27 protein-coding genes and 1 tRNA gene are annotated in these 23,510 nt (G+C 66.4%); 9 read left to right on the forward strand and 19 right to left on the reverse strand.

Going from position 1 to position 23,510, the window contains the following annotated elements:
- Positions 1–16: 16 nt before the first annotated feature.
- Complete coding sequence (locus tag ACOQOP_RS09670; protein ID WP_420566123.1) at positions 17–1,885, reverse strand: dihydroxy-acid dehydratase; 1,869 nt, start codon at positions 1,883–1,885, stop codon at positions 17–19.
- A gap of 271 nt (positions 1,886–2,156) precedes the next feature.
- Here ACOQOP_RS09670 and ACOQOP_RS09675 point away from each other — a divergent pair, with 271 nt between their 5' ends.
- A complete protein-coding gene (locus tag ACOQOP_RS09675) occupies positions 2,157–2,807 on the forward strand; it encodes a polysaccharide deacetylase family protein (RefSeq protein ID WP_420566124.1) in 651 nt (216 codons plus the stop codon).
- Positions 2,808–2,817: 10 nt separating this feature from the next.
- On the opposite strand, the gene ACOQOP_RS09680 is transcribed toward ACOQOP_RS09675, so the two are convergent.
- The 5 genes from ACOQOP_RS09680 to ACOQOP_RS09700 all read right to left on the reverse strand — a co-directional run bounded on the left by ACOQOP_RS09680 (position 2,818) and on the right by ACOQOP_RS09700 (position 7,564).
- Positions 2,818–4,140, reverse strand: coding sequence for an NAD(P)/FAD-dependent oxidoreductase (locus ACOQOP_RS09680; protein WP_420566125.1), 1,323 nt, complete (start codon positions 4,138–4,140; stop codon positions 2,818–2,820).
- 153 nt (positions 4,141–4,293) lie between these two features.
- Positions 4,294–5,277, reverse strand: a complete 984-nt coding sequence (locus tag ACOQOP_RS09685) for a calcium/sodium antiporter (protein ID WP_420566126.1) — start codon at positions 5,275–5,277, stop codon at positions 4,294–4,296.
- A gap of 195 nt (positions 5,278–5,472) precedes the next feature.
- Positions 5,473–5,565, reverse strand: a tRNA-Ser gene (locus ACOQOP_RS09690).
- A gap of 149 nt (positions 5,566–5,714) precedes the next feature.
- Entirely contained in the window at positions 5,715–6,860 is a 1,146-nt protein-coding gene (locus ACOQOP_RS09695) for a trans-sulfuration enzyme family protein (RefSeq protein ID WP_420566127.1), read from the reverse strand.
- Between the two features lie 11 nt (positions 6,861–6,871).
- The gene (locus ACOQOP_RS09700) at positions 6,872–7,564 is read right to left on the reverse strand and encodes a hypothetical protein (protein ID WP_420566128.1); all 693 of its coding nucleotides are present in this window, start codon (positions 7,562–7,564) and stop codon (positions 6,872–6,874) included.
- 51 nt (positions 7,565–7,615) lie between these two features.
- Between ACOQOP_RS09700 and ACOQOP_RS09705 the strand changes: the two genes are divergently transcribed.
- Positions 7,616–8,194 carry a helix-turn-helix domain-containing protein gene (locus tag ACOQOP_RS09705; protein ID WP_420566129.1) on the forward strand — a complete coding sequence of 193 codons (579 nt, stop codon included), beginning with the start codon at positions 7,616–7,618 and terminating at the stop codon, positions 8,192–8,194.
- Positions 8,195–8,273: 79 nt separating this feature from the next.
- Here ACOQOP_RS09705 and ACOQOP_RS09710 read toward each other — a convergent pair whose 3' ends face one another.
- Complete coding sequence (locus ACOQOP_RS09710; protein ID WP_420566130.1) at positions 8,274–8,546, reverse strand: hypothetical protein; 273 nt, start codon at positions 8,544–8,546, stop codon at positions 8,274–8,276.
- Positions 8,547–8,718: 172 nt separating this feature from the next.
- Between ACOQOP_RS09710 and ACOQOP_RS09715 the strand changes: the two genes are divergently transcribed.
- From ACOQOP_RS09715 to ACOQOP_RS09725, 3 genes are all read left to right on the forward strand, one after another.
- Positions 8,719–9,636 (forward strand): LysR family transcriptional regulator, encoded by a 918-nt coding sequence (locus ACOQOP_RS09715; RefSeq protein ID WP_420566131.1) that lies wholly within the window; start codon positions 8,719–8,721, stop codon positions 9,634–9,636.
- A gap of 258 nt (positions 9,637–9,894) precedes the next feature.
- Positions 9,895–11,181, forward strand: a complete 1,287-nt coding sequence (hisD, locus tag ACOQOP_RS09720) for a histidinol dehydrogenase (protein WP_420566132.1) — start codon at positions 9,895–9,897, stop codon at positions 11,179–11,181.
- Positions 11,174–11,956, forward strand: coding sequence for an SDR family NAD(P)-dependent oxidoreductase (locus ACOQOP_RS09725; protein ID WP_420566133.1), 783 nt, complete (start codon positions 11,174–11,176; stop codon positions 11,954–11,956). Before hisD ends, ACOQOP_RS09725 begins: the two co-directional genes overlap by 8 nt.
- 26 nt (positions 11,957–11,982) lie before the next feature.
- On the opposite strand, the gene ACOQOP_RS09730 is transcribed toward ACOQOP_RS09725, so the two are convergent.
- From ACOQOP_RS09730 to ACOQOP_RS09755, 6 genes are all read right to left on the reverse strand, one after another.
- A complete protein-coding gene (locus ACOQOP_RS09730) occupies positions 11,983–12,960 on the reverse strand; it encodes a sulfotransferase family 2 domain-containing protein (RefSeq protein WP_420566134.1) in 978 nt (325 codons plus the stop codon).
- A gap of 408 nt (positions 12,961–13,368) precedes the next feature.
- Entirely contained in the window at positions 13,369–13,569 is a 201-nt protein-coding gene (locus ACOQOP_RS09735; RefSeq protein WP_420566135.1) for a hypothetical protein, read from the reverse strand.
- 154 nt (positions 13,570–13,723) lie between these two features.
- Positions 13,724–13,924 carry a hypothetical protein gene (locus ACOQOP_RS09740; protein WP_420566136.1) on the reverse strand — a complete coding sequence of 67 codons (201 nt, stop codon included), beginning with the start codon at positions 13,922–13,924 and terminating at the stop codon, positions 13,724–13,726.
- A 13-nt stretch (positions 13,925–13,937) separates the two neighbouring features.
- A complete protein-coding gene (locus ACOQOP_RS09745; RefSeq protein WP_051243731.1) occupies positions 13,938–14,315 on the reverse strand; it encodes a Fur family transcriptional regulator in 378 nt (125 codons plus the stop codon).
- Between the two features lie 91 nt (positions 14,316–14,406).
- The gene (locus ACOQOP_RS09750; protein ID WP_420566137.1) at positions 14,407–14,949 is read right to left on the reverse strand and encodes a hypothetical protein; all 543 of its coding nucleotides are present in this window, start codon (positions 14,947–14,949) and stop codon (positions 14,407–14,409) included.
- Positions 14,950–15,085: 136 nt separating this feature from the next.
- On the reverse strand, positions 15,086–15,928 hold the full coding sequence (locus ACOQOP_RS09755) for a phytanoyl-CoA dioxygenase family protein (protein ID WP_420566138.1): 843 nt from the start codon (positions 15,926–15,928) through the stop codon (positions 15,086–15,088).
- 133 nt (positions 15,929–16,061) lie between these two features.
- Between ACOQOP_RS09755 and gcvA the strand changes: the two genes are divergently transcribed.
- On the forward strand, positions 16,062–16,964 hold the full coding sequence (gene gcvA, locus ACOQOP_RS09760; RefSeq protein WP_420566139.1) for a transcriptional regulator GcvA: 903 nt from the start codon (positions 16,062–16,064) through the stop codon (positions 16,962–16,964).
- Positions 16,965–16,967: 3 nt separating this feature from the next.
- Here the strand turns inward: gcvA and ACOQOP_RS09765 are convergent, their stop codons facing one another.
- A complete protein-coding gene (locus tag ACOQOP_RS09765; protein ID WP_420566140.1) occupies positions 16,968–17,306 on the reverse strand; it encodes a hypothetical protein in 339 nt (112 codons plus the stop codon).
- A 334-nt stretch (positions 17,307–17,640) separates the two neighbouring features.
- On the opposite strand from ACOQOP_RS09765, the gene ACOQOP_RS09770 reads away from it, so the two are divergent.
- The gene (locus tag ACOQOP_RS09770) at positions 17,641–17,949 is read left to right on the forward strand and encodes a hypothetical protein (RefSeq protein WP_420566141.1); all 309 of its coding nucleotides are present in this window, start codon (positions 17,641–17,643) and stop codon (positions 17,947–17,949) included.
- Positions 17,950–17,961: 12 nt separating this feature from the next.
- On the opposite strand, the gene ACOQOP_RS09775 is transcribed toward ACOQOP_RS09770, so the two are convergent.
- The 3 genes from ACOQOP_RS09775 to ACOQOP_RS09785 all read right to left on the reverse strand — a co-directional run bounded on the left by ACOQOP_RS09775 (position 17,962) and on the right by ACOQOP_RS09785 (position 20,184).
- The gene (locus ACOQOP_RS09775) at positions 17,962–19,131 is read right to left on the reverse strand and encodes an MFS transporter (protein ID WP_420566142.1); all 1,170 of its coding nucleotides are present in this window, start codon (positions 19,129–19,131) and stop codon (positions 17,962–17,964) included.
- 118 nt (positions 19,132–19,249) lie between these two features.
- Complete coding sequence (locus tag ACOQOP_RS09780; protein ID WP_420566143.1) at positions 19,250–19,576, reverse strand: anti-sigma factor family protein; 327 nt, start codon at positions 19,574–19,576, stop codon at positions 19,250–19,252.
- Positions 19,573–20,184, reverse strand: a complete 612-nt coding sequence (locus tag ACOQOP_RS09785; protein ID WP_420566144.1) for an RNA polymerase sigma factor — start codon at positions 20,182–20,184, stop codon at positions 19,573–19,575. Before ACOQOP_RS09785 ends, ACOQOP_RS09780 begins: the two co-directional genes overlap by 4 nt.
- A 277-nt stretch (positions 20,185–20,461) precedes the next feature.
- On the opposite strand from ACOQOP_RS09785, the gene ACOQOP_RS09790 reads away from it, so the two are divergent.
- Positions 20,462–21,718, forward strand: coding sequence for a flavin-dependent oxidoreductase (locus ACOQOP_RS09790; RefSeq protein WP_420566145.1), 1,257 nt, complete (start codon positions 20,462–20,464; stop codon positions 21,716–21,718).
- A gap of 3 nt (positions 21,719–21,721) precedes the next feature.
- Here ACOQOP_RS09790 and ACOQOP_RS09795 read toward each other — a convergent pair whose 3' ends face one another.
- Positions 21,722–22,237, reverse strand: a complete 516-nt coding sequence (locus tag ACOQOP_RS09795; RefSeq protein ID WP_420566146.1) for a hypothetical protein — start codon at positions 22,235–22,237, stop codon at positions 21,722–21,724.
- A gap of 267 nt (positions 22,238–22,504) precedes the next feature.
- On the opposite strand from ACOQOP_RS09795, the gene ACOQOP_RS09800 reads away from it, so the two are divergent.
- Positions 22,505–23,026 (forward strand): hypothetical protein, encoded by a 522-nt coding sequence (locus ACOQOP_RS09800; protein WP_420566147.1) that lies wholly within the window; start codon positions 22,505–22,507, stop codon positions 23,024–23,026.
- A gap of 30 nt (positions 23,027–23,056) precedes the next feature.
- Here the strand turns inward: ACOQOP_RS09800 and ACOQOP_RS09805 are convergent, their stop codons facing one another.
- Positions 23,057–23,497, reverse strand: a complete 441-nt coding sequence (locus ACOQOP_RS09805) for a cupin domain-containing protein (protein WP_420566148.1) — start codon at positions 23,495–23,497, stop codon at positions 23,057–23,059.
- Between the last annotated feature and the right edge of the window lie 13 nt (positions 23,498–23,510).

A 23,510-nucleotide genomic window follows, 5' to 3' on the forward strand; every position in this document is an offset into this window, starting at 1 on the left:
CAGCGATGCAGACCGGTCAGAACGTCTTGTCCGTCTGCGGCCGATACTTGTTCTTCGGCGAGAAGCCCGAGCGTTCGGCCTCGCGCGGGTCGCGCACCCAGACCTCCCGGTTCGGGTGCAGACCGCCGCCGCGGGTCGCCGGCACCGCCGTGTGGCGGGCCCGGTGCAGCAGCCGGGTATCGGCGATGCCGCAGTTCGGATGGATGCCGCCATTGTCGGCGACCTCCTTGTCCCATTTCGCCTGACGGGCCTCCCGGGTCGCCTTGTCGTCCAGCGCGGTGCAGGACAGCTCGTTGGTGTTGAGGTCGGCGACGATCTCGTCCCCGTCCTCGATCAGCGCGATCGGGCCACCCAGGGCCGCTTCCGGACCCACATGGCCGATCACCAGGCCGACCGAGCCGCCGGAGAAGCGCGCGTCGGTCATCAGGCCGACGGCAATACCCCGCTCGCGGCAGAGCGTGGTGATGCGCGAGGTCGGGTCCAGCATCTCCGGCATGCCCGGCGCGCCGCTCGGCCCCTCGTAGCGCACGATGATCATGTCGTTGTTCTCGAAGCTGTCCGGCGTCTCGTCCAGCGCCTTGAGCAGCCCGGCCTCGCCCTCGAACACCCGCGCCTTGCCGACGAAGCGGTTGTTCTCCAGGCCCACCTCGACACCGGCGAGCTTCAGGATGGCAGAGAAGTCCGGCGACAGGTTGCCGCCCAGCACCCGCAGGCCGCCGGTGGGCTTGTACGGCTTCTCGACCGGGTAGATGACCTTGCCGTCGACCTTCTTGGTCTCCAGCCGCTTGACCTGCTCGGCCAGGGTCTCGCCGGTGCAGGTCAGCACGTCGCCGTTCAGCAGGCCGGCCTCGAGCAGCTCGCGCACGATGACCTGCACGCCGCCGACCGCGTCGATATCGACCATCGAGTACTTGCCGTAGGGCCGGGCATCGGTCAGCACCGGCACCACATGCTGGGACAGGTGGTTGAACTCCTCCGGCGTGATGACCTCCTTCCAGAAGTCGGCATAGCCGGCCGCCCGCGCGATCTCCGGCGCGTGCAGGGTGACGTTGGTGGACCCGCCGATCGCCATGGCGACGATCATCGCGTTGCGCAGGCTGTCGCGCACGACGATGTCGCGCGGCTTCAGATCCTTCTCGATCATGTTCGCCAGGTGCTTGACCAGCACCTCCGGGAACTCGTTGAGGCGGCGCGGGTCGTCCGACGGCGGGGCGACCATCTCCAGCGGCTGCAGGCCGACGACGCCGATGAAGGTCTGCATGGTGTTGTAGGTGAACATGCCGCCGCAGCTCCCGATGCCCGGACAGGCATGGCAGGAGATGTGGTGCCGGAACTCGGGATCCGGATTGCCGGCGACCTGATAGGCGCTGACGATGTCCAGGGCCTCGCCGGTATTCGGATCGTGGCCCGGACGGATCGGCCCGTCGGACATGATGATGGCCGGCTGGTTATGCTCCAGGATCGCGGCGAGCGTGCCGACCGGCGGCTTGTCGCAGGCGACGACGGCGATGGTGCCGGCGAGGCCGGTGGCCGACAGATGCTCGCACAGCGCGTCATGGGTGACTTCGCGGCCGATCAGCGAGTAGCGCATCTCGCGGGTGCCGTTGCGGATGCCGTCCGACGTGGCGATCGTGTATTCCGGCTGCACGAGGCGCAGCCGCAGCTTGTCCGCCTCGGAGCCGACATGGCTCTTGAGGGTCTGGTGGATCGCCTCGACCTTCGCCTGGACGCCGAGATAGCACTGGCTGTCGCCCTTGGTGCCGACCACGCCGACGGACGGCTCGTGGATCAGTTCCGGGTCGGTGCCGAGCTCGCGGGCGAGCCCGATGGTCTGGGCCGAGCGGCCCGGATGGCGGTCGATCAGGACGGTTCTTGAGTTTTTCACAGGCGTTCCCTCTGGTCGGCACGAGACGGTCGGTTTTCCGGTTAACGGCCCCGCAAGGAAGCCGCCCCCGATCCGGCCCGGATGCTAGTGCATGGCGCGGTCATCGGCCAAGGAGTGGAACCCCCGGGAAGCGTTGTCAATATGAGCTCGGCGCGGGGCGCCTTTGCGCCGCCCACGGACCCGGGGTGCGGAGGGTCCCCGGATCGGGGTGTTGTGCCCCGGCGCCTGGGGCGTGAAAGTACCGGGACAGCCGCCACCGACGGATGCCGCCATGTTCGATCTCACGCTCACCTTCGACAACGGTCCCGACCCGGAGGTCACGCCCCGCGTCCTGAACATACTGCGGGCCCGCGGCCTGAAGGCCACCTTCTTCGTGGTCGGCAGCAAGCTGGAGCATCCGGACGGCCCCGCCCTGGTCCGCGCCGCCCTGGCGGACGGTCACCGGATCGGCAACCACACCTATACCCACTCCATCCCGCTGGGCGAGAACCCGGCCCCGGATCTGGTCGAGGCCGAGATCTCCCGGACCGACCGGGTGCTGCGCGAGGCCGGTGCAAAAACCCGGCTGTTCCGGCCGTTCGGCGGCGGCGGCAATCTGGACGGCCGGCTGCTGCGCCGCGCGGTGGTCGACCACCTAACCGGCGAGGGCTATTCCTGCGTGCTGTGGAACGCCATCCCACGCGACTGGGCAGACCCCGAGGGCTGGGTGGAGACCGCGCTGGCCCAGTGCAAGGCGCAGCCCTGGACCCTGATCGTGCTGCACGACCTGCCGACCGGTGCCATGGACCGGCTGGAGGAGTTCCTCGACAAGGCGACGGCCCTGGGCGCCCGGTTCCGCCAGGACTTCCCCGACGCCTGTGTGCCGATCCGCGACGGCAGGATCACCGCCCCGGTCGAGCCCTATATGTCCGACGCCGCCTGATCAGAACCGGTCAGAACTCGGCCACCTTGCCCCAGGCGCCCTTGTCGAAGCGCGACAGCCGGTACTGGTTGGTGTCCACATAGCTCGGCGTGCCCGTCACCATGTCGGCGATCATGTAGCCGGTGCCCGGACCGATGCCGAAGCCATGGCCGCTGAACCCGGCCGCCAGGATGCAGCCCGGCAGGCCTGGCACCTGGCCGATCACCGGGATGCCGTCGGGCGTGCTGTCGATATAGCCGGCCCAGCTCTGCCGGATGGTGGCGTCGCGCAGCCCCGGCATCACCTTGCGGGCCCGCTCCAGGGTCTCGTTCATCACCCGGTTGGACGGCTTCGGGTCGAGGATGCGGGCCTTCTCCATCGGCGTCGGCTGGTCCATCACCCAGCGCACCAGGGTCTCGTGGCCCCAGCACATCCCCTGCAGGGTACCCGGCAGCACAGATTTCCGCCGCTTCAGCCACATTGGCATGAACGGCCCGGCGAAGCGCAGGGTCTGCAGGGTCGGGTCGAGCTCGCCCCGGCCGCCGATGGCGAGCGTGACGGTCCCGTCGGCCCGGCGGGTGATGGCGCTGTCCGGGGTGAAGACCGCGTCCGGGATGTCCTGCGCACCGGCGACCGACACCACCGTGGAGCGGATTGTCGCCTGCGGGAAGCGCACGCCGTGCTGGCGGCAGAAGGACGAGGCCCAGGCGCCGCCGGCCATGACCACCTGGGCGGTCCGGATCTCCCCCTTCTCGGTGATCACGGCGCCGACCCGGCCGGCATGGCGCTCGATCCCGCGCGCCGCGCAGGTCTGCACCACGGTTCCGCCGAACTTCTCCACGCCCTTGGCGAACATCGGGGCGGCGCGCGACGGGTCGGCGGTGCCGTCGCTGGGCGACCACACGCCGCCAAGCCAGGTCTTGCCGGTGACGCTGCCGCGCCGGGCGAGCATCTCGGCCGTCATCACATGGGTCTCCACCCCCTCGCCCCTGGCGAAGTCGCACCACGCCGTCCAGGTGGCAAGCTGTTCCGCGTCATCGGTCAGATAGGTCAGCCCGCAGCGCCGGAACCCCACATCCTCGCCGATCTCGCCCGGCAGCGCGTCCCACAGGGCCAAGCTGCGGGTGGCCAGCGGCAGCTCGCGGGCGTCGCGGTTCTGCTGGCGGCACCAGCCCCAGTTCCGGCTCGACTGCTCGGCGCCGATCAGCCCCTTCTCCAGCAACACCACCTTTACCCCGCGCTTCGCCAGATAATAGGTGGTGCAGGCGCCGATGATGCCGCCGCCGATGACCACGACATCGGCCTCGGACGGCAGGGCATCGGACGTCTCGATCCGGACGAGCGGCGCGGGCATTGGGGTCTCCGTGAGGGACGGTCGCGGCAGGCGGGAAGAGCGCAGACGACTCTCGCCGGCCCAGGCTAGCCGGGCCGGGAGGAATTCTCACCACGTTTTCGCACTGCACAAGACCGGAGGGACAACCCACCCGCCCGAGGCCAGGCCGCGATCTCAGGGCCAGAGCATGTAGAGGTAGGTTCCGTATCCCGCGAGCAGCAGCGCCCCCTCGCGCCGGCCGATCCGCAGGCCGGTATAGGCGAAGGCCATCATCAGCACTGACACGCCGACCATGACCAGGTTGTCGAAGCCGACGATCTCGGCCGGCACCGCCCCGGGCGCCACCAGGGCCGTCATCCCGCCGATCCCCAGGATGTTGTAGATGTTCGAGCCGACGATGTTGCCAAAGGCCACGTCGCTCTGCCGCCGGATGCTGGCCATGACGGAGGTGACCAGTTCCGGCATGGACGTGCCGATCGCCACGATCGTCAGGCCGATGACGGTCTCGGAGATCCCGAAGCCGCGGGCGAGCGCAACCGCGCCGCCGACCAGGAAATGTCCGCCCAGCACCACCAGCGCGAGGCCGACCACCGCCGTCACCAGCGATATCGGCAGCGACCCGGCCGATCGCGCGTCGGGGACGGTCCCCGGATCGGCATCCTGCAGGGCCACGCCCTTGTCGTAGGCAGCGCCATGCCCGTCCGGGGTGGCCACCCGCTCCTGCCGGAAGGCGACGTAGATATAGGTCGCCAGCGCCGCCAGGAGGGCGGCACCGATCCACGGGCCGAAGGGCAGCAATGCCGCCAGCCCGGCGAAGACAGCGGCGACGGCGATCATGACCCCACCGTCGCGCTTCAGGGCGCCGGACTGCACGGCGATCGGGAAGACCAGGGCCGAGACGCCGACGATCAGCAGGATGTTGGAGATGTTGGAGCCGACGATATTTCCGTAGGCGATCCCGGGCGCACCGGCGAGCCCCGCCTGCAGCGAGGTGACCAGCTCCGGGGTCGAGGTCCCGAACCCGACCAGGGTCAGGCCGATGACGAGCGGCGACACGCCGAGCCGGGTGGCGACCCGGACCGCACCGCGCACCAGCAGCTCGCCACCGACAATCAGAAGCACGAGCCCGCCGAGCAGCGGCAACCAGATATCAAACACGATCCATCAGCCCCGTAATCGAACCCCCAACCGACCCACAGCCGGCTCTCGATCCCGGCCCATATGGGGACGGACCCGGACCGCGTGAATGGCGTCCAGCGGTTCGGAAGCGGATTTTCCCGGGCCGAGCCTGTTCGGAACCGGTTCGGCCGTTGCAGCGACAGGCGGAAGATCCAGAGTGCGCAGGGAGGAAGCTGGCGGAGGGGATGGGATTCGAACCCACGGAAGGGGCATTACCCCTTCAACGGTTTAGCAAACCGCCGCCTTCAGCCACTCGGCCACCCCTCCGCCGGGAGGGCATTCGGGGGCCGTTTCCGACCCCCGCACGGCGTATGCGCGCCCCTTCTACGGGCCGCCGACGTCTGCCGTCAAGCGTCCTGCATCGGCCGGGTCCGACACGGCGGCGCCGGCACGGGCGAAGCGCCCTGCCCCAACGGTCAGAAGTCCAGTGCCTGGGTCAGGTCCTCGATCAGGTCCTCGGCCGCCTCGATGCCCACCGCCAACCGGATCAGGTCGTCCGGCACCGGCGAATCCGGACCCTCGGTGGAGCGGCGATGCTCGGCCAGGCTCTCGGTGCCGCCGAGCGAGGTGGCGCTGGTGAACACCGCCATCCGACGCATGGTCTCCAGCGCCGCCTCCTTGCCTCCGGCGACCCGGATCGACAGCATGCCGCTGTAGCCGCCCTGCATCTGCCGCGTCGCGACGGCATGGCCCGGATGGTCGGGCAGGCCCGGATAGAGCACCTCCACGATCTTCGGATGGGCCCGCATCGCCTCGGCGATCGCCAGCGCGTTCTCGCAGGCCTTGCGCACGCGGATGTGCAGGGTGCGCATGCCGCGCAGCAGCAGCCAGGCCTCCTGCGGGCCGATCACCATGCCCAGGTCCTTGCGCACCATGCGGATGCGCTGCCAGAAATCGTCGTCGCGCGCGGTGATCAGGGCCCCGGCCAGCACGTCGCTATGGCCGTTGAGAAACTTGGTGGCGGAATGCATGACCAGGTCGGCGCCGTGCTCCAGCGGCCGGGTCAGAACCGGGGTGGCGACGGTGGAATCGACCGCCAGCCGGGCGCCGGCCGCATGGGCGATCTCGGCCGCCGCGGCGATGTCGACCACGTTCCACAGCGGGTTCGCCGGGGTCTCGACCCAGACCAGTTTGGTCTCGCCCGGCCGCATGGCGGCGCGCAGGGCGTCAAGGTCGCCGGCCGACACGTACTGGACCTTCAGCCCCCAATGGGTGGCGAAGTCGTTCAGCCAGGCGCGCACGCCCCAGTACAGCACGTCCTGCACCACCACATGGTCGCCGGGACCGAGCGCCAGGAAGGGTGCGGTCACCGCCGACATGCCGGAGGCCAGGACCAGCGCCTCCGCCCCGCCCTCCAGCCGGGCCAGCAGGGCCTCCACCTGGGCATAGGTCGGGTTGTCGGTGCGGGTGTAGTTGTAGCCGGGACCGACGATGCCGCCCGGCGGGCGCTCGAAGGTTGTGGCGCTGTGCACCGGCGGCACCAGGGCGCCGTTTTCCGGGTCAATGAACCCCAACGCCTGGGCGGCAAGGGTCTCGGGCGCAAGCGGTCGGTTGGTCGTCATAGGCGCGTTCCTTAAGGCTTGGGGGCCGGGGTCGGCAGATCGAAATACCGCATCGCCGGCAGAAGGCCCAGCAGGCGGGCCCGGGTCACGAGATCCTGATAGGGTGCCGCCTCGCCGATCAGCAGGGCGGTGCGGGGCGAGAGGCCGGCACCGGTCAGCAGGTCGCCCAGCCAGGCGGCCACCTCCCCGGCCGGGGCTGACGGCAGCACGCCGGCGGCGGCAATGGGCCAGGCGGCGGCGCGCACGGTCTGGTCCAAGGCCGCGGCCACCGCGTCGCGGGCCGGACCGCCGGTCGGCGCCGGGGCCACCAGCACGACCTGCGGCACGCTGAGCGACGCCAGCTTGGTGGATACGGCGGCGTGGAGGGACAAGGCACCGTCGCGGGTCACCTGCGGGCCGAACGGGCCGTAGGCGACCACCGCGCGGGACAGCATCACCACCAGCGTGCGCGGCGTGGAGCCGCCATCGGCCAGGACGGCGGCATAGGTCCTGTAGTCGAGGCCGAGTTCGGCCGCCCGGCGCATGCGGATCGCCAGCACCTCGCGCGACGGGGTCTTGCGGGACTTCGCGGCCGCCTTGCGCCAGCAGAACGCGTTCCAGCTCGCCGCCGAGGGCAGCGGCGGGCCGCCGTTATGGCCCAGCAGCGCCTGGAAGGCAGTCTCCCGCCCCCGCACATGCCTGAATTTCGGTTTGCGCCCGCGCATCACGTCTCGATTTCCTCGATAGTGATGGTATATTCCACTAATGAGGAATCAATGACAAGAGACGATCCCGCCCTCGACCTGATCGCTCTGGGTCAGCGTATCCGAGCCATGCGCAAGGTCCAGTCCCTGACCCTCGCCGCCCTGGCCGAGCGCGCCGAGATAAGCCTCAGCATGCTCTCGGCGGTGGAGCGCGGCGAGAAGGCGGCGACGGTGTTGGTGCTGCACCGGATCGCCACCGGACTGGAGACGTCCATTTCCCGCCTGGTGGAGGACGAGAGTCCGGCCCGAGCCGTGGTGCTGCGCGCAGGCGATCAGGTCGTCGTGCCCGGGCCCGGCGGCTGGACCCGCCGGATCCTGTCGCCGGTCATTCCCGGCGTCGAGTTCGAGATGATGCAGACCACAATCCCGCCGGGTGTCGATACCGGCACCTATGGCCCCCACCCGCCCGGCTCGCACGAATACCTTATGGTGGAGGCCGGGACGCTGACCCTGACCCTGGACGAGCAGGTGCACAGGTTGTCGGCCGGGGACTCGATCTACTACGACGGCGCCTGCAGCCACGGCTACCGCAACGACGGCGACACGCCGTGCCGCTACGTCCTGGCGATGATGGTCCGGCGGCCGCGCTGAGGGTGGAAACGACAGCGGCGTCATCCCGGGATGACGCCGCCTGAACTCCCCGTGCGGGGCGATGTCCTGTCGGGGTCGATCACGCCCGCATCATGTCGCCGCATTCGCCGCAGCCGAGCTTGGTGGTCGCGCGGCGGCCGAGGGCGGCCTTTCCGGTCGAAAGCAGCCAGCGGCCGAGCCCGGTGACCGCGCCGGCAAAGGCCTGGGAGCGCAGCCGACGGCCATGGTGGACGGCCTGGTCGATGACTTTCGGCGAGAGGTCGATGGTGGACCGACGAAGCGTGCCGGCGGTACCGGTTGCACTGGCCGAAGCCGCGTCGCGAGGGGCATGCGTCATGTCGATGCTGGTCATCTCTACCTCCGTGAACACGGTGCCTGCAGAAGCTCTCGGCGCCGTTGTGTGAGGCAGATGTAAAACTTTTCAGAGGATACTTAATCAAGTAAGATGGCATCGAATTCATGCTCCGGATGAATTAATTCTGGATGGTTAAGGGGATGGTTCCGCTATGGACGTGTTGACTGGAATGTCGATTTTTGCGGCCGTTGTGGAGAACAACAGTCTGGCGGGGGCGGCGCGGCACATGAACTTGTCGCCGTCGGTCGTCTCCAAGCAGCTCTCCGCGCTGGAGGACCGACTCGGGGTGCGGCTGCTGAACCGCACGACCCGGCGGGTGAGCCTGACCGAGGTCGGCTCCGCCTATTACGACCGATGCAAGCGGATCCTCGCCGATGTGGACGAGGCCGAGGCGGCGGTGACCACGGCACATAGCTCGCCGCGCGGGCTGCTGAAGATCACGGCCCCCTCGACCTTTGCCCATCGCCATGTGGCGCCGCACCTGCCCGGCTTCCTGGACCGCTTCCCGGAGGTGCAGGTGCAGCTCCTGGTGGCCGACCGGCTGGTGGATCTGGTGGAGGAAGGCGTCGACCTCGCCATCCGCATCGCCCAGCTCAAGGACAGCTCGCTGATCGCCCGCAAGCTGGCGCCGAACCACCGCAAGCTGGTGGCGTCGCCGAGCTATCTGGAGAAATGGGGCGTGCCGGCCAAGCCGGAGGACCTTTCGGACCACGCGCTGATCACCCTGCAGCCGGGCAGCCCGATCAACGACTGGCACTTCCGGGTCGACGGCGAGGAGAAGATCGTCCGGGCCCGCGGGACCATCGCCACCAATCACGGCGACTCGATCCTGGCCCTCGCCCTGTCCGGCGCCGGGCTGACCATGCTGGCGGCCCATGTGGCCGGCGAGTACGTGCAGGACGGCCGGCTGGTCTCGGTGCTCGACGACCTGGTCAGCGAGGACGTGCCGATCTACGCGGTCTACCCCTCCAACCGCCACCTGTCGCCGAAGGTCCGGGCCTTCGTCGATTACCTGGTGGAGATGTACGGCCCCCGCCCGTACTGGCTCGACCGCACCACGGCGCGCAGCCGTGACGCCGCGGAGTAAGGCCTCGGCCCCTCCCCTCCCCAAACGCACTCCCCGGCCTCGTGCCGGGGCCTACGCTTCAACCTATTTCGAGCGCACGGGGCGCCGCTCCGGCAGCCGTGCGGGTTGACGCGTGGGTCCCGGCACGAGGCCGGGAAGTAATCGACTGGACGTAAGTAAGGGGACCCGTCTCCGTTCGCCAAGATGCCCGGTTGAAATCCCCTCGCGGCAGGGGCACCGTCCTCCACAACAAATCGAGATTCGTGGAGGAACATGACGATGGCCCGCTGGCTGAAGACCGCCCGCTCTGATGAGGAACGCCAGGAGGACGACGCCAAGGTGCGCGCCGTCGTCGAGGCGACGCTGGCGGATATCGCCAAGCGCGGCGATGCCGCCGTGCGCGAGCTGTCGGAAAAGTTCGACAAGTGGTCACCGGACAGCTTCCGGCTGAGCGATGCGCAGATCGAGCAGGCCCTGGCGGAGCTCGACCCGGCCGACCTGGAGGACATCCGGTTCGCCCAGACCCAGATCCGCGGCTTCGCCGAGCACCAGAAGGCGGCCCTGCAGGACATCGAGGTGGAGACCATGCCGGGCGTCGTGCTCGGCCATAAGAACATCCCGGTGAACGCAGTCGGCTGCTACGTGCCGGGCGGCAAGTACCCGCTGGTCGCCTCGGCCCATATGAGCGTGGTGACGGCCAAGGTCGCCGGCGTGAAGCGCATCATCACCTGCGCGCCGCCCTATCAGGGCCGCCCGAACCCGGCCATCGTCGCCGCCCAGCATCTCGGCGGTGCGGATGAGATCTACTGCATGGGCGGTATCCAGGCGGTCGGCGCGATGGCGCTCGGCACCGAGTCCATCGGCGGCGTCGACATGCTCGTGGGTCCGGGCAATGCCTTCGTCGCCGAGGCCAAGCGCCAGCTCTTCGGCCGGGTCGGCATCGACCTCTTCGCCGGGCCGACCGAGACCCTGATCGTCGCCGACGAGACGGTGGACGGCGAGATCTGCGCCGTCGACCTGCTGGGACAGGCGGAGCACGGCCCGACCTCCCCGGCGATCCTGGTGACCAATTCGGAGAAACTGGCCCGCGACACCATGGCCGAGGTGGAGCGCCAGCTGAAGACGCTGCCGACGGCGGAGATCGCCGCCCAGGCCTGGGCCGACTACGGCCAGGTGATCGTCTGCGAGGATCTGGCGGAGATGGCCAAGGTGGCCGACGAGATCGCCAGCGAGCATGTGCAGATCATGACGTCGGACGACGACTTCTTCCTGAACACGATGACCAATTACGGCGCCCTGTTCCTCGGGCCCCGGACCAACGTGTCCTATGGCGACAAGGTGATCGGCACCAACCACACCCTGCCGACCATGAAGGCGGCGCGCTACACCGGCGGCCTGTGGGTGGGGAAGTTCATGAAGACCTGCACCTACCAGAGGGTGCTGACCGACGAGGCCAGTGTGAAGGTCGGCGAGGTCTGCTCGCGGCTCTGCGCCCTGGAGGGGTTCGCGGGCCACAAGGAGCAGGCCGATATTCGCGTGCGCCGCTACGGGGGCCGGAATGCCTGAGGGGGATGACAGGCCCATCAGGGTCGCCCACCGCTTCCGGCTCGACGGCAAGCGGGTGCTGGTCACCGGCGCCGGCAAGGGGCTGGGGGCGGCCTGTGCCGAGGCGATCGCCGAGGCCGGAGCCCATGTGATCCTGCTGAGCCGCTCTGCGGCACCGCTGGAGCAGGTGAAGGCCAAGATCGAGGCCCAGGGCGGTTCGGCCGAGACCGTGGTGCAGGACGTCACCGATATCGACGGCACCCAGGCCGCGATCGGGCGGATCGGGCCGGTGGACGGGCTGGTGAACAATGCCGGCTCGAACCAGCCGGAGCCGTTCACCCAGGTGTCGGTGGAAACCTATGACCGTCTGTTCGGCGTGAACGTGCGGGCCTGCTTCTTCGTCGCCCAGGCGGTGGCGGCGGGCATGATCGAGGCCGGAATCAGGGGGACGATCGTCAACATGTCGTCCCAGATGGGCCATGTGGGGGCGCCAAACCGGACGGTCTACTGCGCCGGCAAGCACGCGGTGGAGGGCCTGACCAAGGCGATGGCCTGGGATCTGGGAAGCCACGGCATCCGGGTGAACACGGTCTGCCCGACCTTCGTGGAGACGCCCCTGACCCGGCCGTTCTTCGAGGACCCGGCCTTCAAGACGGATACCCTCTCGCGGATCGCCCTGGGCGAATTGGGACAGTTGGAGGATGTGGCGGCGGCGACGCTCTACCTGATCTCGCCGGCCTCGGGCTCGGTGACCGGGTCGTCCGTCATGGTCGATGGCGGCTGGACGGCGCGGTGAGCAAGAACTGAATGGAGGAGAGTATTCTAACCGCCTCTGTCCTTGATCCTATAGACGTCGAACACTGAACCGAAATTCCTCGGATTCCTATAGTTCTCATCAACAGAAAACGGCCTCGGTTTAAGATATACCGATCGAGCCCGCGCATAGTATTTTACAGGTGGAACAATAATCTGGCGCTTCAGGTTACGTTTTCTCATTTTTTTCTGACGCCGCATGTCATTTTCTAAAACAAACTTATAGAATTTAATATCTAACTGGTTTTTTTCAATAAAAATGTCCATCCATTTCTGGAGGAACCTCTTTGCGAATATTTTATTATTGCTACTACTAAAATGCTCATTCTTGGAAAGAATATAGAAGTCACATTGCGACCCTAACGCAGACGAAATCATTTGATCCATATAAGATACTGTACACAGAAAATCAAACCCGCTAGAAATTATAGAGCCTACACCAGATTCACTCGAATCGTGGCGACAGAACTGAGAATACGTCTCTACGAATATATTGCTATGTTCTTCGATGAGATATTCAACCGCTCTATTCAGCTCTGCCTCATCGCTGTAATCGATGTCATTTGAAAAGATATATTGTAAGAAATGCGATCTAAATCGCCCATACGGCTCCCTTACAAGGGACACCTTAAAGAACTCATCACCAACAAGACTGAATTGCTTACCCGTAAAATGCTGGGATATGTAACTAAATTGATCAATAAAATCTGAAAACTCACCATCACTTATATGAGGAAACAAATTATCATTGCACAATCTTTCCCTATTTAAGTACTTTACAAAAAAATTACTCCGTACGTCGCCGCTCGCCTCTCTTGCCGCCATGATTATATTGTCAACTTGCCTACCCCCTGTCTTGGGGATATGCAAAAATGCTATTTTTGATTTATTATTTCTAATATTCGGATCAAACTTATTCCACACATGATAAGATGAACTATCATGCAAAAAAACATCATCCCAAATCTGCTTGATCAGCATCACCATAACAGTTCCAAATGTAGAATTTCAGAGATCATATTTCTATTTAGTTATATGACGACAAACAACCGCCGCAATATCTTCGAAAATTATATTAGATTCTAAGCTCTAACAGCTAATACATAGGAATCAACAAAGGCACCGACGGCCCCATTGCACTCAACCAACATGCACATCGTCAAAATGCTCAACGTTTCCTTTGCCTTTCTTCCCTCGCCGACACCAAATAAATCAAGACCTTACTACGTCGCAGAACAACCATGAAGGTCAAACGCCCATCTGCCAAGCCTGAATTTGCAACAAAGGCCCGAGGTAAGACCGTAGCCGGCCTCGACCATCACAGTTGACGGTTCCCAATACTCGGACTAACGAGCCAGCGTGAGAGTGCGTGTCCGATCGGCAACAATCAGGCGCCTAGCCCCGGCGGTCAGCTTCCGCGTCGGCGCCGGCGATGGTGCCACCATAGACCGCGCCCACCGTGCCGGACACGGTACGCGCCGGGCGGCCGGCCATCTCGCTGGCTGCCTGCTGCTGCTCGACGGACCAGCGGACCTGGAACTCGTCGTGATACTTGACCTTGTAGTAGCTCTGATAGGTGGCCACCGGTTTCTCCATCTCTCCGGGTTTCCTGAAAGATGATCCTGGTCCCGGCCGGCTTCCAGCGCGGATGCTGCAATGCAGCATTGCCACCCACGCATCATTCGACAGCGAAAAGCCGGCTTTCGGCCGGCTTGGTTAACAATTCAGGGGTGCTTGGACGCCGCCCGCGTCAGGGTAGCCAATCGGCGATCACATAGGGAACCCGGTCGCGCGGCACTTCCGGATGGTGCCAGGCATAGACCTTCTGCGCCGCCTCGAAGGCCACGCGCTCGTCGGCACCGTTCTCGCGCATCTGCGCGTAGGTACGGGTCACCGCCTGATGACAGGCGGCACTCGGGCTACAGGCGACGATCTCTCGTACGTCCGTCATGATGGCTTCCGACTCAGTGCTGCTTCTTGCGGCGGGTGCCGAACAGCTCCAGGTGATGGTCCACAAGATCGAAGCCGAGGTCGCGGGCGATCCGCTTCTTCAGATCTTCGAGTTCCTGATTATAAAACTCCAGAACCTCGCCGGTCTCAACATCAATCATGTGATGATGATGGTCTTCCGGGCCGGATTGCGGCTCGTAGCGGGCGCGGCCGTCGCCGAAATCCCGCTTGGAGACGATGTCCATCTCCTCGAACAGCTTCATCGTGCGATAGATCGTCGCCATGGAGATCGTCGGATCGACCTCCTTCACCCGATCGTAGAGCGCCTCGGCGTCGGGGTGGTCCTCCGCCGCCGACAGCACGCGGGCAATCACCCGCCGGGGCTCCGTCATGCGCAGCCCGCGTTTGGCGCACAGATCCTCGATCCGCGTTTCCACGGCGTCTGTGTCCTTTACCGGAATCTGAACCGCCACTGGCCCGTCCTCAGCCTGCCCCAACACTCTGGATAACCTCGGCCTTGCCCGCCTTCATGTCGAACTTCAACCGGTCGACGGTGCCGAGGTCGGTCCCGGTGACACGCACGAAGCGCGCGCCCGCCGGATAGTCGATCGCATGGATCGCGCCCACGTCATATAGGCCCGCATGGCCCGGCGTCAGGCGGTAGGTCGTCACTTTTTCGATCGCCGCCTCGCCGGCGCCCTCCCCGCCATCGACACGGCGGTACTCGCTCATGTCGGTATATTCGGTCGCCTGGCCGTAGATCGCCCAGGAGGAGCCGTGATCATGCGGCGGCGACTGGCGCGGGGCGTCGTTGATATGGGCCAGCACGACGAAATCGAAGTCCGGATCGCGATAGATCTGGTGCACACCGATTTCGGCCTGGGGGCCGCAGGTCGCATCGACGAAGTCTCGGTTCTCCAGCAGCTTCTCGAGCTGCACGCGGATTCGCTCCTTGCCGGCCGGCCCGGAATCGGCCGCCAGCGCGTCATGGGCGTCCCGGCAGAACTGTTCAAAGGAATAGGCCATCTCGGCGTCCTGGAAGGGAAAATCGCATCACATACCAAACCCTACGCCAACCGGCGCCATGCCTCAACAGAGTTGAGGCAATGGATGCGATAGCGGCTCCCTATGGGTCGCCTGGACCGGCCTGATCCGCGCGGCGCTAGACCGCGGTATGGGCCGGCTTTCCGGCCACGCCCTTGTAGAGCACGCCCTGGCGGAACGCCATGATCCGGGCATGTTCGGCCCGGGCCGCCGCGTCCATGTCGGCCGCCGGCGCGGTCTCGTGGATGAAGTTGCCGTGGGTGTCCTTGCCCCGGCACAACAACGCCGAATCCTTGTCGCCGTTGATCTGGCGCACATGCGGGGCGACGTAGCGGATGGCGACTCCGATGCGCCGGTCGTCGCTCTCGTTCGGCTTGCTGGCATGGGCGACCAGCACGTGGTGCAGGGACATCTCGCCCGGCGCCAGCGGCATGGCGACCGCCTCCTCCTCGTTCACCTCGACCGCCATCTCCTGACCGCGGGTCAGCAGGTTCTCTTTGGCCAGCGTGTCGCGGTGTTCGATCTGCTCCCATTTCTGGCTGCCGGGGATGACCTTCATGCAGCCGCTCTCCAGGGTGGCCGGCGACAGGGCGATCCAGGCGGTGACCACATCCGGCCGGTCCAGGCCCCAATAGGTGGCGTCCTGGTGCCAGGACACGAAGCTCGGATTCTTTGCGTCCTTCACGAACAGCGAGGTGCCCCAGCACAGGATGTCGGGGCCGAGAACATCCTCCACCGCGTCCAACACCTTGGGATGCTTGACCAGGTCGGCGACCCAGGTCTGCAGCAGGTAGAGCTTCTGGCCCTTGGACAATTCGTACCAGCCGCCATTGGCGGTCTCGTAGTCCTCGAACCGCCGTCGGAAGCTGGCGGCATCGGCCGCATCCATGACCCGGATCGGATAGGCGTAGCCGTCGCTGTGGTAGCGGTCGATCGCCGCCTGATCGAGCATCTTGCCCATGGTCTTCTCCCTCGTCGCCTGGTTCGCGCCGCCTCACCTGAACGGCGTTCAGCTTTTGAGGCAGTATGGGAGTCCCGATCCGGCGCGACAAATGATACTATTGCAGCATTCGGCTGAGGAATTTCGATCCGACATGGAAACCCTCCCTCCCCTGACCGCCTTGCGTGCCTTCGAGGCGGTGGCGACCCGGCTAAGCGTGAAGGCCGCCGCCGAGGCGCTGTCGATCACCCCGTCGGCCCTGTCGCACCAGCTCCGTATCCTGGAAGAGTCCCTCGGGCTGAAGCTGTTCCACCGGTTGAACCGTCGGCTGCTGCTGACCGATGCGGGTCAGGTGTACTTCTCCAAGATCGCCCCGGCCTTCGAGACCCTGCGCGCCGCCACCGCCGAGATCGCCGAGCGGGGCCAGGCCGACACGCTGGTGGTCACCGCCCCGGCCAGCTTCGCCGAGATCTGGCTGCTGCCCCGCCTGCCCCGTTTCCTGGCGGAGCATCCGGAGGTCGACCTGCGGATCGAGGCGACGTCGCGGCCGATCGACTACGGGCGCGAGGCGGTGGATGCCAGCATCCGCTACGGCGCCGGTCCCTGGCCGGGCCTGGAGAGCCATCGGCTGGTCTCCGAACGGCTGGTCGCCCTCTGCGCGCCTGCCCTGCGCGACGGCCCGGCGCCGATCCGACAGCTGGAGGACCTGGCCCGGCAGACCCTGATCCATTCCGACCAGCGGCTGACCGGCTGGACCGCCTGGCTGCGCTCGCACGGGCTGGCCGGCCTGCGGGGGGCCCGCAACCTGCGCTTCTCCCAGTCGGCCCACTCGCTGCGGGCCGCGGTTCAGGGCATGGGGGTGGTGTTGGAGAACCGGATCATGGCCCACGACGCCTTGGCCGCGGGCGATCTGGTGGAACCCTTCGCCGATCTGGCGCCGGTGGATGAAGGGGTCGGATACCACCTAGTGGCGCCGCCGGACCGGATGGCGATGCCGAAGGTCCGGGCGCTGGTGGTCTGGCTGCAGGCCGAGGCGGAGGAAGCCCCCGCCGCCTGAGCGTCAGTCCATGAAGCAGACGCGGATCAGCGCGTCGCCGCGATACATGGCGGCGGCGAGTCGGTGGTTGCCGTCCTGGATGCGGCCGTCGCGCAGGGTCAGGGAGCAGCCGTCACGGGCGACATTGCGCACCAGCCAGGCAACCCGACCGGCATGCTCTGCGGCCGGGATCGGCGCGTTCGGGTCGCGGCCGTCATCCGGCTCGATCAGGTCGTCATTCGCCAGATGAAGATCGATGAGCGCGTCATCGACGGTCACATCCCCGGCCCAGCGCGGGAATCCCACGACCCCGGCCAGCGCCTTCACCTCATCGAGCGGCAATGTCGCCAAACGAATAGCCATGACCCCGTGCCTCCCCCACAACAGGCGCGTCGGACGAAAAAGCGCCGCTCGACCGGCCCATGGGCCAGAGGCGACGCATCCCGAAAATGTACGTAAGCCACCGAGACCGACCCGTGCCGACCCGGCCTTGGTGACGAGGGTCGTGTAGCGGAAAATCACGACAGAAAAAACTATAAAAACGACGCCCCGTGTCGCGCGCGAGCTATCGACGTCGCGCTTGAGCTAACCGTTTGGTAACGAAGCGCTTATATGATGGCGTCGGTCGTCGGAAACGGGGCCGACTTTTGCTTTTTCGGGCCGGCCTCGCCTCCCTCTCATATAAGGATCGCACACCATGCCGCAGGGAGCCGAAAACCTGCACGCCGCCGCAACCGGAAGCGTCGACCCTCTTCTGCTGGCGATCGTGTGCGTGATCTTCGTCGTCGGCGCCGTGGTGCCGATCGCGGCGGCGATCCTGTCGAGCATGCGGGACGACCAGGCCGCCAGGAAGGCAGCCCTGGCCGAGCAGCAGGTCAGCAACCCGGTGGCCGAGAACGTGGTCGTCGCCGTGGACGTGGTTGAGCTGGAGCCGGTGGCGCCGGAGATCTTCGCCGAGGTGGCGAATGACCAGCCGCTGCGCATGGTGGCCGGCCGCGCCCGCTGAGACGGGCCCGGCTCAGAACCGGCGCGGCAGGTAGGTCGACAGCCAGGCCGTGGCCAGCAGCAGCACACCAAGCGCGATGAACACCGACGTCAGCGGGAAATACAGCAGCAGCAGCGCGTAGACCGCCGCCGGCAGGAGCTGCGACACCTCGATATAGGTCCGGAAGACCGACGTCATCTCGGAGCGCTCATAGGCATGGACCGAGCGCAGGAACGGGATGTTGCCGAGCGCGTCCAGGGTCATCGCTCCGGCCGAGCCGGCGAAGAACAGGAACGCCACCATCTCCGGCGAGGGCTGGATCGCCCCGGCGATCAGGCACATGGCGCCGGTGAAGATGAAGGCGAGGATGATCACCCGCCGCATCCCGAGTTCCTGGGCCAGCCGGCCCGCCAGGGGGGCGGCGAACAGCATCCCCTGCCCGGCCGACAGCATGACGGCCGACAGCATCTCGTCGCCGCCGTACTTCGCGATGTAGAGCGGCGGATAGACGAAGAACGCCGCCCAGTAGGAGCTGCGGGCGAAGGGGATCGCCCAGGCCAGCCGCAGGCGCGGCTGGGCCATGTAGCGGCGGATATTGGCCCAGGGCGTCGGCGGCCGCTTCTTGGCCGGCGCCACGCGCGGGTCGTCGCGCATCCGCAACACCCAGAAATAGCCCAGCGCGATCAGCGCGAAGATGGCGCTGGGCAGGCAGACCGCCTCCAGCCCGAAGGTCTTGTAGAGATAGATCCCCAGCCCCGGCCCGGTGAACCAGGCCACCCCCATGAAGGCGAGCCGCCGCGGCTCGGCGGTGACGAAGTCCTTCCGGGCGATGTAGTCGAGGATGTAGAGGTTGAGAGAGATGTTGACGCAGACCACCGCCAGCGCGCGGAACTGCAGCGCGCCGACGAAGGGGACGATCGCCTCGGCCATCATCAGCAGCGGCGCCGCGATCATGAAGGCGCAGCCGGCACTGAAGATCCATTTGCGGCGGATCACCCGGATCACCACCGGCACCGCGAAGCTCGCCAGCAGGGCGACGACCCCGATCACCGTGTAGGCGATGCTGACATCACGGGCGGATTCCAGAAGCCGATAGGCCTCCAGCGGAATCACGCCGGCGACGAGGGCCCGCGAGAACGCCTCGGTCGCGGACAGGGTGGCGAAGACCGTGGCCCCGGGTCGGTCGACCACCCGAAGCCACATGGGGAAGCGGATTTCCAAAACCTACGCCCTGCGATGAACCAGCCCGGTGAGGGTTCCAGTATCAAACGCAACGGCGCATCGCGCACCCCTTTAGACGGCCGGAGCCGCACGAAAATGGCTAGGACGTCCGGCTGCCCGCCTCGACGTCCCGGGCGGCCAGGATGGCGGCGACCAGGTCTTCGGGCATGCTCTCCAGCGCCTCGGACTCAGGAGCGGACAGGGTGTCGGCCGCCAGGTCGCGCACCTTGCGGTAGGCGGTGAGATAGCGCAGGCAGACCGGACAGGTACGCATGTGGAAATCGACCGTGGCGCGGGCGACCGGCCCCAGCTCGCCGTCGATATAGGCATCCACCAGCGACTCGAACTGGGAACAGGTCAGCAGCCCCGGAAGCCGGGCTTCCAGCCAGTGCTGGATGCGCCATCTGAGCCTGCGACGCGTGATCATGGTCGTCCCAACTCGTCCCACAGCGGCTCGACCAGCTTCTTGAGCGCCGCACGGGCGCGGTGCAGCCGAACCTTCAGCGCCCCTTCGGCGACGCCGACCATCTCGGCCGCCTCCCGGGTGCTGTATCCCTCAATGTCGCGAAGCAGCAAGACGATACGGTAGCCGTCGGGCAGTTCGTCGATTTTCTGCCGCATGTAGGTCCTGATCCGCGACGCCTCCAGTTCGTCCTCCGGATCGCGGGCCTCGGTGCGCGGTTCGCCGGCCCGGATGCCATCTGCGTCGAAGGCCGGCAGCAGGTCGTCGATCGGGGTCTCGGCCAGTCGCTTCGTGGAGCGCAGCCGCATCAGGCAGGCATTCACCGTGATCCGGTGCAGCCAGCCGGCCAGCGACCCGGTCGGCTCGAACCGGCCGATCGCCCGGTGCACCGACAGGAAGGCATCCTGCAGACAGTCCTGGGCGGTCGCCTCGTCCCGGACCATCCGGCGGGCGACGGCAAGCAGGCGCGCGCCATGCTCGCGCACTAGCTTCTCGAAGGCGGCCCGATCCCCGGACTGCAGGGCGGCGACGAACGCGCTCTCCTCCGCCGGGTCGCCCCCCGCGCTCTGCATGCCTCCGAACTCCAAGCCCCGGCCCCCGGTCCTGTCGCGCCGGCTGGTTTCTAGCATGCTGCGCGCGGCGTCATCGATCACCAGAGCACCCGATCATCTGGAATTGATCCAGGTCAAGGCAGGACGGCGGCCGGACTACCTAGGGTTCGGCGTCCTGTGGAGGGGAACCCCAGGACGCGCGGAGCCGGCAGCATCGAGCCCGTGACAGGGGCCATGGGCTCGGCAAGACTGTCGGCTCCGCTGCCACGGCGCGGAGCGCAGACCGGGAGGGACGGGCATGAAGGCACTCATCATCGGCGGCGGCATCGGCGGCCTCGCCACCGCGCTCAGCCTCCACGAACAGGGCATCGACGCCCATGTCTACGAACAGTCGATGACGATCCGCGAACTGGGCGTCGGCATCAACACGCTGCCCCACGCGATCAAGGAACTCGCCGCCCTCGGCCTGCTGGACAAGCTCGATTCCGTCGCCATCCGGACCTACGAACTGATCTACCAGAACCGGTTCGGCCAGGAGATCTGGCGCGATCTGCGCGGTACCGACGCCGGCTACGACTTCCCGCAGTTCTCGATCCACCGGGGCAAGCTGCAGGCGCTGCTGCTGGAGGCGGTGCGCGAGCGGTTGGGCGACGACCATGTGCATACCGGCCACCAGCTCACCGGCTTCGCGGATGACGGCGGCGCCGTGACTGCGACTTTCGAGCGGCGCGACACCGCCACCCGGGTCAGCGCCACCGGCGACGTGCTGATCGGCTGCGACGGCATTCATTCCAAGGTGCGCGAGACCTTCTATCCCGACGAGGGACCGCCGAGCTGGAACGGGCTGATGCTGTGGCGGGGTGCCGTCGAGGGCGAGCCGTTCCTGACCGGCCGGTCGATGATCATCGCCGGCGGTATGAACGCCAAGTTCGTCTGCTATCCGATCTACAACGACCCGGACACACCGGGCAAAACCCTGATCAACTGGGCCGTGGTCGCGCGGCTGGGCGACGGCACCCGTCCGCCGCCGCGGCGCGAGAACTGGAGCCGGCTCGGCGACCGTGCCGACGTGATGCAGTATGTGGATGGGGTGTTCGAGCTCGACCTGATCGACCCGGTCGACCTGATCACCCAGACGGTCGATTTCTACGAGTTCCCCATGTGCGACCGCGACCCGGTGGACCGCTGGTCCTTCGGCCGGGTGACCCTGCTCGGCGATGCCGCCCATCCAATGTATCCGGTCGGCTCCAACGGCGCCAGCCAGGCGATCCTGGACGCCCGCTGCCTTGCCCCGCTGCTGGCGACCTGCGGCGGCGACGTGGAAGGCGCGCTGAAGACCTATGAGGCGGAACGCCTGCCGATGACGGCGGAGATCGTGCGGAACAACCGGACCGGCGGCCCGGAAGGGGTGATCGATCTGGTGGAGAGCCGCTCGCCCCAGCGCTTCGGCAAGCTCGACGACGTCGCCAGCCGGGAGGAACTCGAGGCCATCGTGCGGGGCTATGCCACGCTGGCGAAGTTCAGCCAGTCGGACGTGAACCGCGCCCGTGGCTAGTGGTCAGGTCCCGACGCGCTGGCCGAAGGTGGCGGGGTCGTAGATCAGGCAGTAGCGGTCGCGCCGCACCCCGTCGCTGCTGAGCGGCAGGATCAGGCGCACATAGGCCCAGCGGCGGTTACGCGAGCCGATGAACTCATGGCGCGCCAGGTTCGGCTCGCCCGCCTCCAGGATCGCCTGCAGCCGCTCCCTCACGCCCGCATATTCCTCGTCGCGGTAGATATCCAGCATGCGGGTGCCGGTCATCGACCGGCCGTGCCCCTGGTCCATGAGCGTGGCGGACAGCCGGATCACCCAGTCCTCGATCTGCGGGTCCCACTCCACCAGGCTGATCCCTTTGATCGCCTCGACCGGCATCTCCACCGGATCGATGGTGGCGGGCAGTCCGTCAGCCGCGTTCCTGCGCCACACGGACAGGCAGCGGGCGAGGATCGGGTGGCCGTCGATGTCCTCCATGGCCATGGGCACATGAAGCCTCGGCATCGTCAGCAGGCGTTCGCTCGGGTCATGCAATGGCATCAGCGAAGTCCCATACCGGTGAGACGCACCATCCTGAAAGTAGAGTTGCACCTAGACCTCCGCTATCGCAAGCGGATTGGCCTGTCCCGCTTTCAGGTTCTGATACGGCGACCGGCGACCTTCGGATTGGTCTCGTATAACCGGATTGTCATCAGGGTCAAAGGCAAGTCCGCCGAGAAACGGGCCGGTTAATGCATTCTTAACGGGCCCTCAGCTACTCTTTTAAATGCAGATCCTCCCTTTACTTGAAGAAGTACTTTTTCGGGCATGTCGTCGAAACTGAAAAAAGAAGACGGAAATTTCTGGCGGCTGCCCAGCGTCCATATCCCGATTCCGATAGAGAAGATTGACGACTATCCGGTTCTGGCATCGTGTCTTGAGGCGTGGCGCGCGACAGCGGCAGACGGGCCGCCGCAGACCATCGATCCGCTCGACATGCCGCCGGCCGCCATCAAGGCCATCAGCCTGGCGGAGTGGAGCGAGGAGCATGGCGACTGGGTCCTGCGGCTCTCCTCGACGCTGATCGACGAAACCCAAGGCCGCTCGATGCGGGGAACGACGTTTTCCGAGGCGTTCGTTCCGGAGGACCTGGCCAAGGTGCATGCCCGGATCGAAGCGATCCTGCGGCGGGGCGAGCCCGACCTCGCGCAGCACGAGTTCTACGATACCAATGGCCGTATCTGGTCGTTCGTTCGGCTGATCCTGCCGCTCAGCAGCGACGGGGTGAAACGCGACCGCTACTGCCTGATCTACGACCCCGCCACCTTCGGCCGGCGCATCGGCACCTGAGGCCCGACCGGCCGCACCCACAAAGGCCCGTCACGGCGGCGGCAGGAACTCCACCTCGTACTCTGCCGCCAGGCGCACGACCTCCGCAGGGTCGGCGACATTGTGAATCTTCTCGAAGAGCTGGCGCAGGGAACGCGCCGGCGAGACCCAGAACAGCGCCTTCACGTCCTTGCCCGAGTTGTTGAAGATCCCATGCGGGATGCCCATCGGCATGTGAATCAGGTCGCCGGTGACCGCCTGGGCCTTCTGACCGTCCAGTATCAGGTCGAAGGTGCCGTCCAGCATGTAGATGAACTCGTCCTGGGCGGCATGGATATGCGGCGGCACGAAGGTGCCGTGCGGGAACAGGGTCTCGAAGGTGAAGCAGCTGTCGCTTTCCTGTTTCGGCTTGTAGGTCTGCCCCAGGATCGACCAGACGACGCCGTCCACCCCTTCGCCGGCGGGTGTGATCCCCGCTTCCATCACCGTCATGATCTGTCCTCCC

This window comes from Thalassobaculum sp., from assembly GCF_965223715.1.
In the GTDB taxonomy this organism is placed as follows: domain Bacteria; phylum Pseudomonadota; class Alphaproteobacteria; order Thalassobaculales; family Thalassobaculaceae; genus Thalassobaculum.

Bases quoted from the DNA above. Each gene is read 5' to 3' on its own strand.
- ACOQOP_RS09675 (WP_420566124.1), top strand. From the start codon at position 2,157: ATGTTCGATCTCACGCTCACCTTCGACAACGGTCCCGACCCGGAGGTC.
- ACOQOP_RS09680 (WP_420566125.1), bottom strand. From the start codon at position 4,140: ATGCCCGCGCCGCTCGTCCGGATCGAGACGTCCGATGCCCTGCCGTCC.
- ACOQOP_RS09695 (WP_420566127.1), bottom strand. From the start codon at position 6,860: ATGACGACCAACCGACCGCTTGCGCCCGAGACCCTTGCCGCCCAGGCG.
- ACOQOP_RS09700 (WP_420566128.1), bottom strand. From the start codon at position 7,564: ATGCGCGGGCGCAAACCGAAATTCAGGCATGTGCGGGGGCGGGAGACT.
- ACOQOP_RS09705 (WP_420566129.1), top strand. From the start codon at position 7,616: ATGACAAGAGACGATCCCGCCCTCGACCTGATCGCTCTGGGTCAGCGT.
- ACOQOP_RS09710 (WP_420566130.1), bottom strand. From the start codon at position 8,546: ATGACCAGCATCGACATGACGCATGCCCCTCGCGACGCGGCTTCGGCC.
- ACOQOP_RS09715 (WP_420566131.1), top strand. From the start codon at position 8,719: ATGTCGATTTTTGCGGCCGTTGTGGAGAACAACAGTCTGGCGGGGGCG.
- hisD (WP_420566132.1), top strand. From the start codon at position 9,895: ATGGCCCGCTGGCTGAAGACCGCCCGCTCTGATGAGGAACGCCAGGAG.
- ACOQOP_RS09725 (WP_420566133.1), top strand. From the start codon at position 11,174: ATGCCTGAGGGGGATGACAGGCCCATCAGGGTCGCCCACCGCTTCCGG.
- ACOQOP_RS09730 (WP_420566134.1), bottom strand. From the start codon at position 12,960: ATGGTGATGCTGATCAAGCAGATTTGGGATGATGTTTTTTTGCATGAT.
- ACOQOP_RS09735 (WP_420566135.1), bottom strand. From the start codon at position 13,569: ATGGAGAAACCGGTGGCCACCTATCAGAGCTACTACAAGGTCAAGTAT.
- ACOQOP_RS09740 (WP_420566136.1), bottom strand. From the start codon at position 13,924: ATGACGGACGTACGAGAGATCGTCGCCTGTAGCCCGAGTGCCGCCTGT.
- ACOQOP_RS09745 (WP_051243731.1), bottom strand. From the start codon at position 14,315: ATGACGGAGCCCCGGCGGGTGATTGCCCGCGTGCTGTCGGCGGCGGAG.
- ACOQOP_RS09750 (WP_420566137.1), bottom strand. From the start codon at position 14,949: ATGGCCTATTCCTTTGAACAGTTCTGCCGGGACGCCCATGACGCGCTG.
- ACOQOP_RS09755 (WP_420566138.1), bottom strand. From the start codon at position 15,928: ATGGGCAAGATGCTCGATCAGGCGGCGATCGACCGCTACCACAGCGAC.
- gcvA (WP_420566139.1), top strand. From the start codon at position 16,062: ATGGAAACCCTCCCTCCCCTGACCGCCTTGCGTGCCTTCGAGGCGGTG.
- ACOQOP_RS09765 (WP_420566140.1), bottom strand. From the start codon at position 17,306: ATGGCTATTCGTTTGGCGACATTGCCGCTCGATGAGGTGAAGGCGCTG.
- ACOQOP_RS09770 (WP_420566141.1), top strand. From the start codon at position 17,641: ATGCCGCAGGGAGCCGAAAACCTGCACGCCGCCGCAACCGGAAGCGTC.
- ACOQOP_RS09775 (WP_420566142.1), bottom strand. From the start codon at position 19,131: ATGTGGCTTCGGGTGGTCGACCGACCCGGGGCCACGGTCTTCGCCACC.
- ACOQOP_RS09780 (WP_420566143.1), bottom strand. From the start codon at position 19,576: ATGATCACGCGTCGCAGGCTCAGATGGCGCATCCAGCACTGGCTGGAA.
- ACOQOP_RS09785 (WP_420566144.1), bottom strand. From the start codon at position 20,184: ATGCAGAGCGCGGGGGGCGACCCGGCGGAGGAGAGCGCGTTCGTCGCC.
- ACOQOP_RS09790 (WP_420566145.1), top strand. From the start codon at position 20,462: ATGAAGGCACTCATCATCGGCGGCGGCATCGGCGGCCTCGCCACCGCG.
- ACOQOP_RS09795 (WP_420566146.1), bottom strand. From the start codon at position 22,237: ATGCCATTGCATGACCCGAGCGAACGCCTGCTGACGATGCCGAGGCTT.
- ACOQOP_RS09800 (WP_420566147.1), top strand. From the start codon at position 22,505: ATGTCGTCGAAACTGAAAAAAGAAGACGGAAATTTCTGGCGGCTGCCC.
- ACOQOP_RS09805 (WP_420566148.1), bottom strand. From the start codon at position 23,497: ATGACGGTGATGGAAGCGGGGATCACACCCGCCGGCGAAGGGGTGGAC.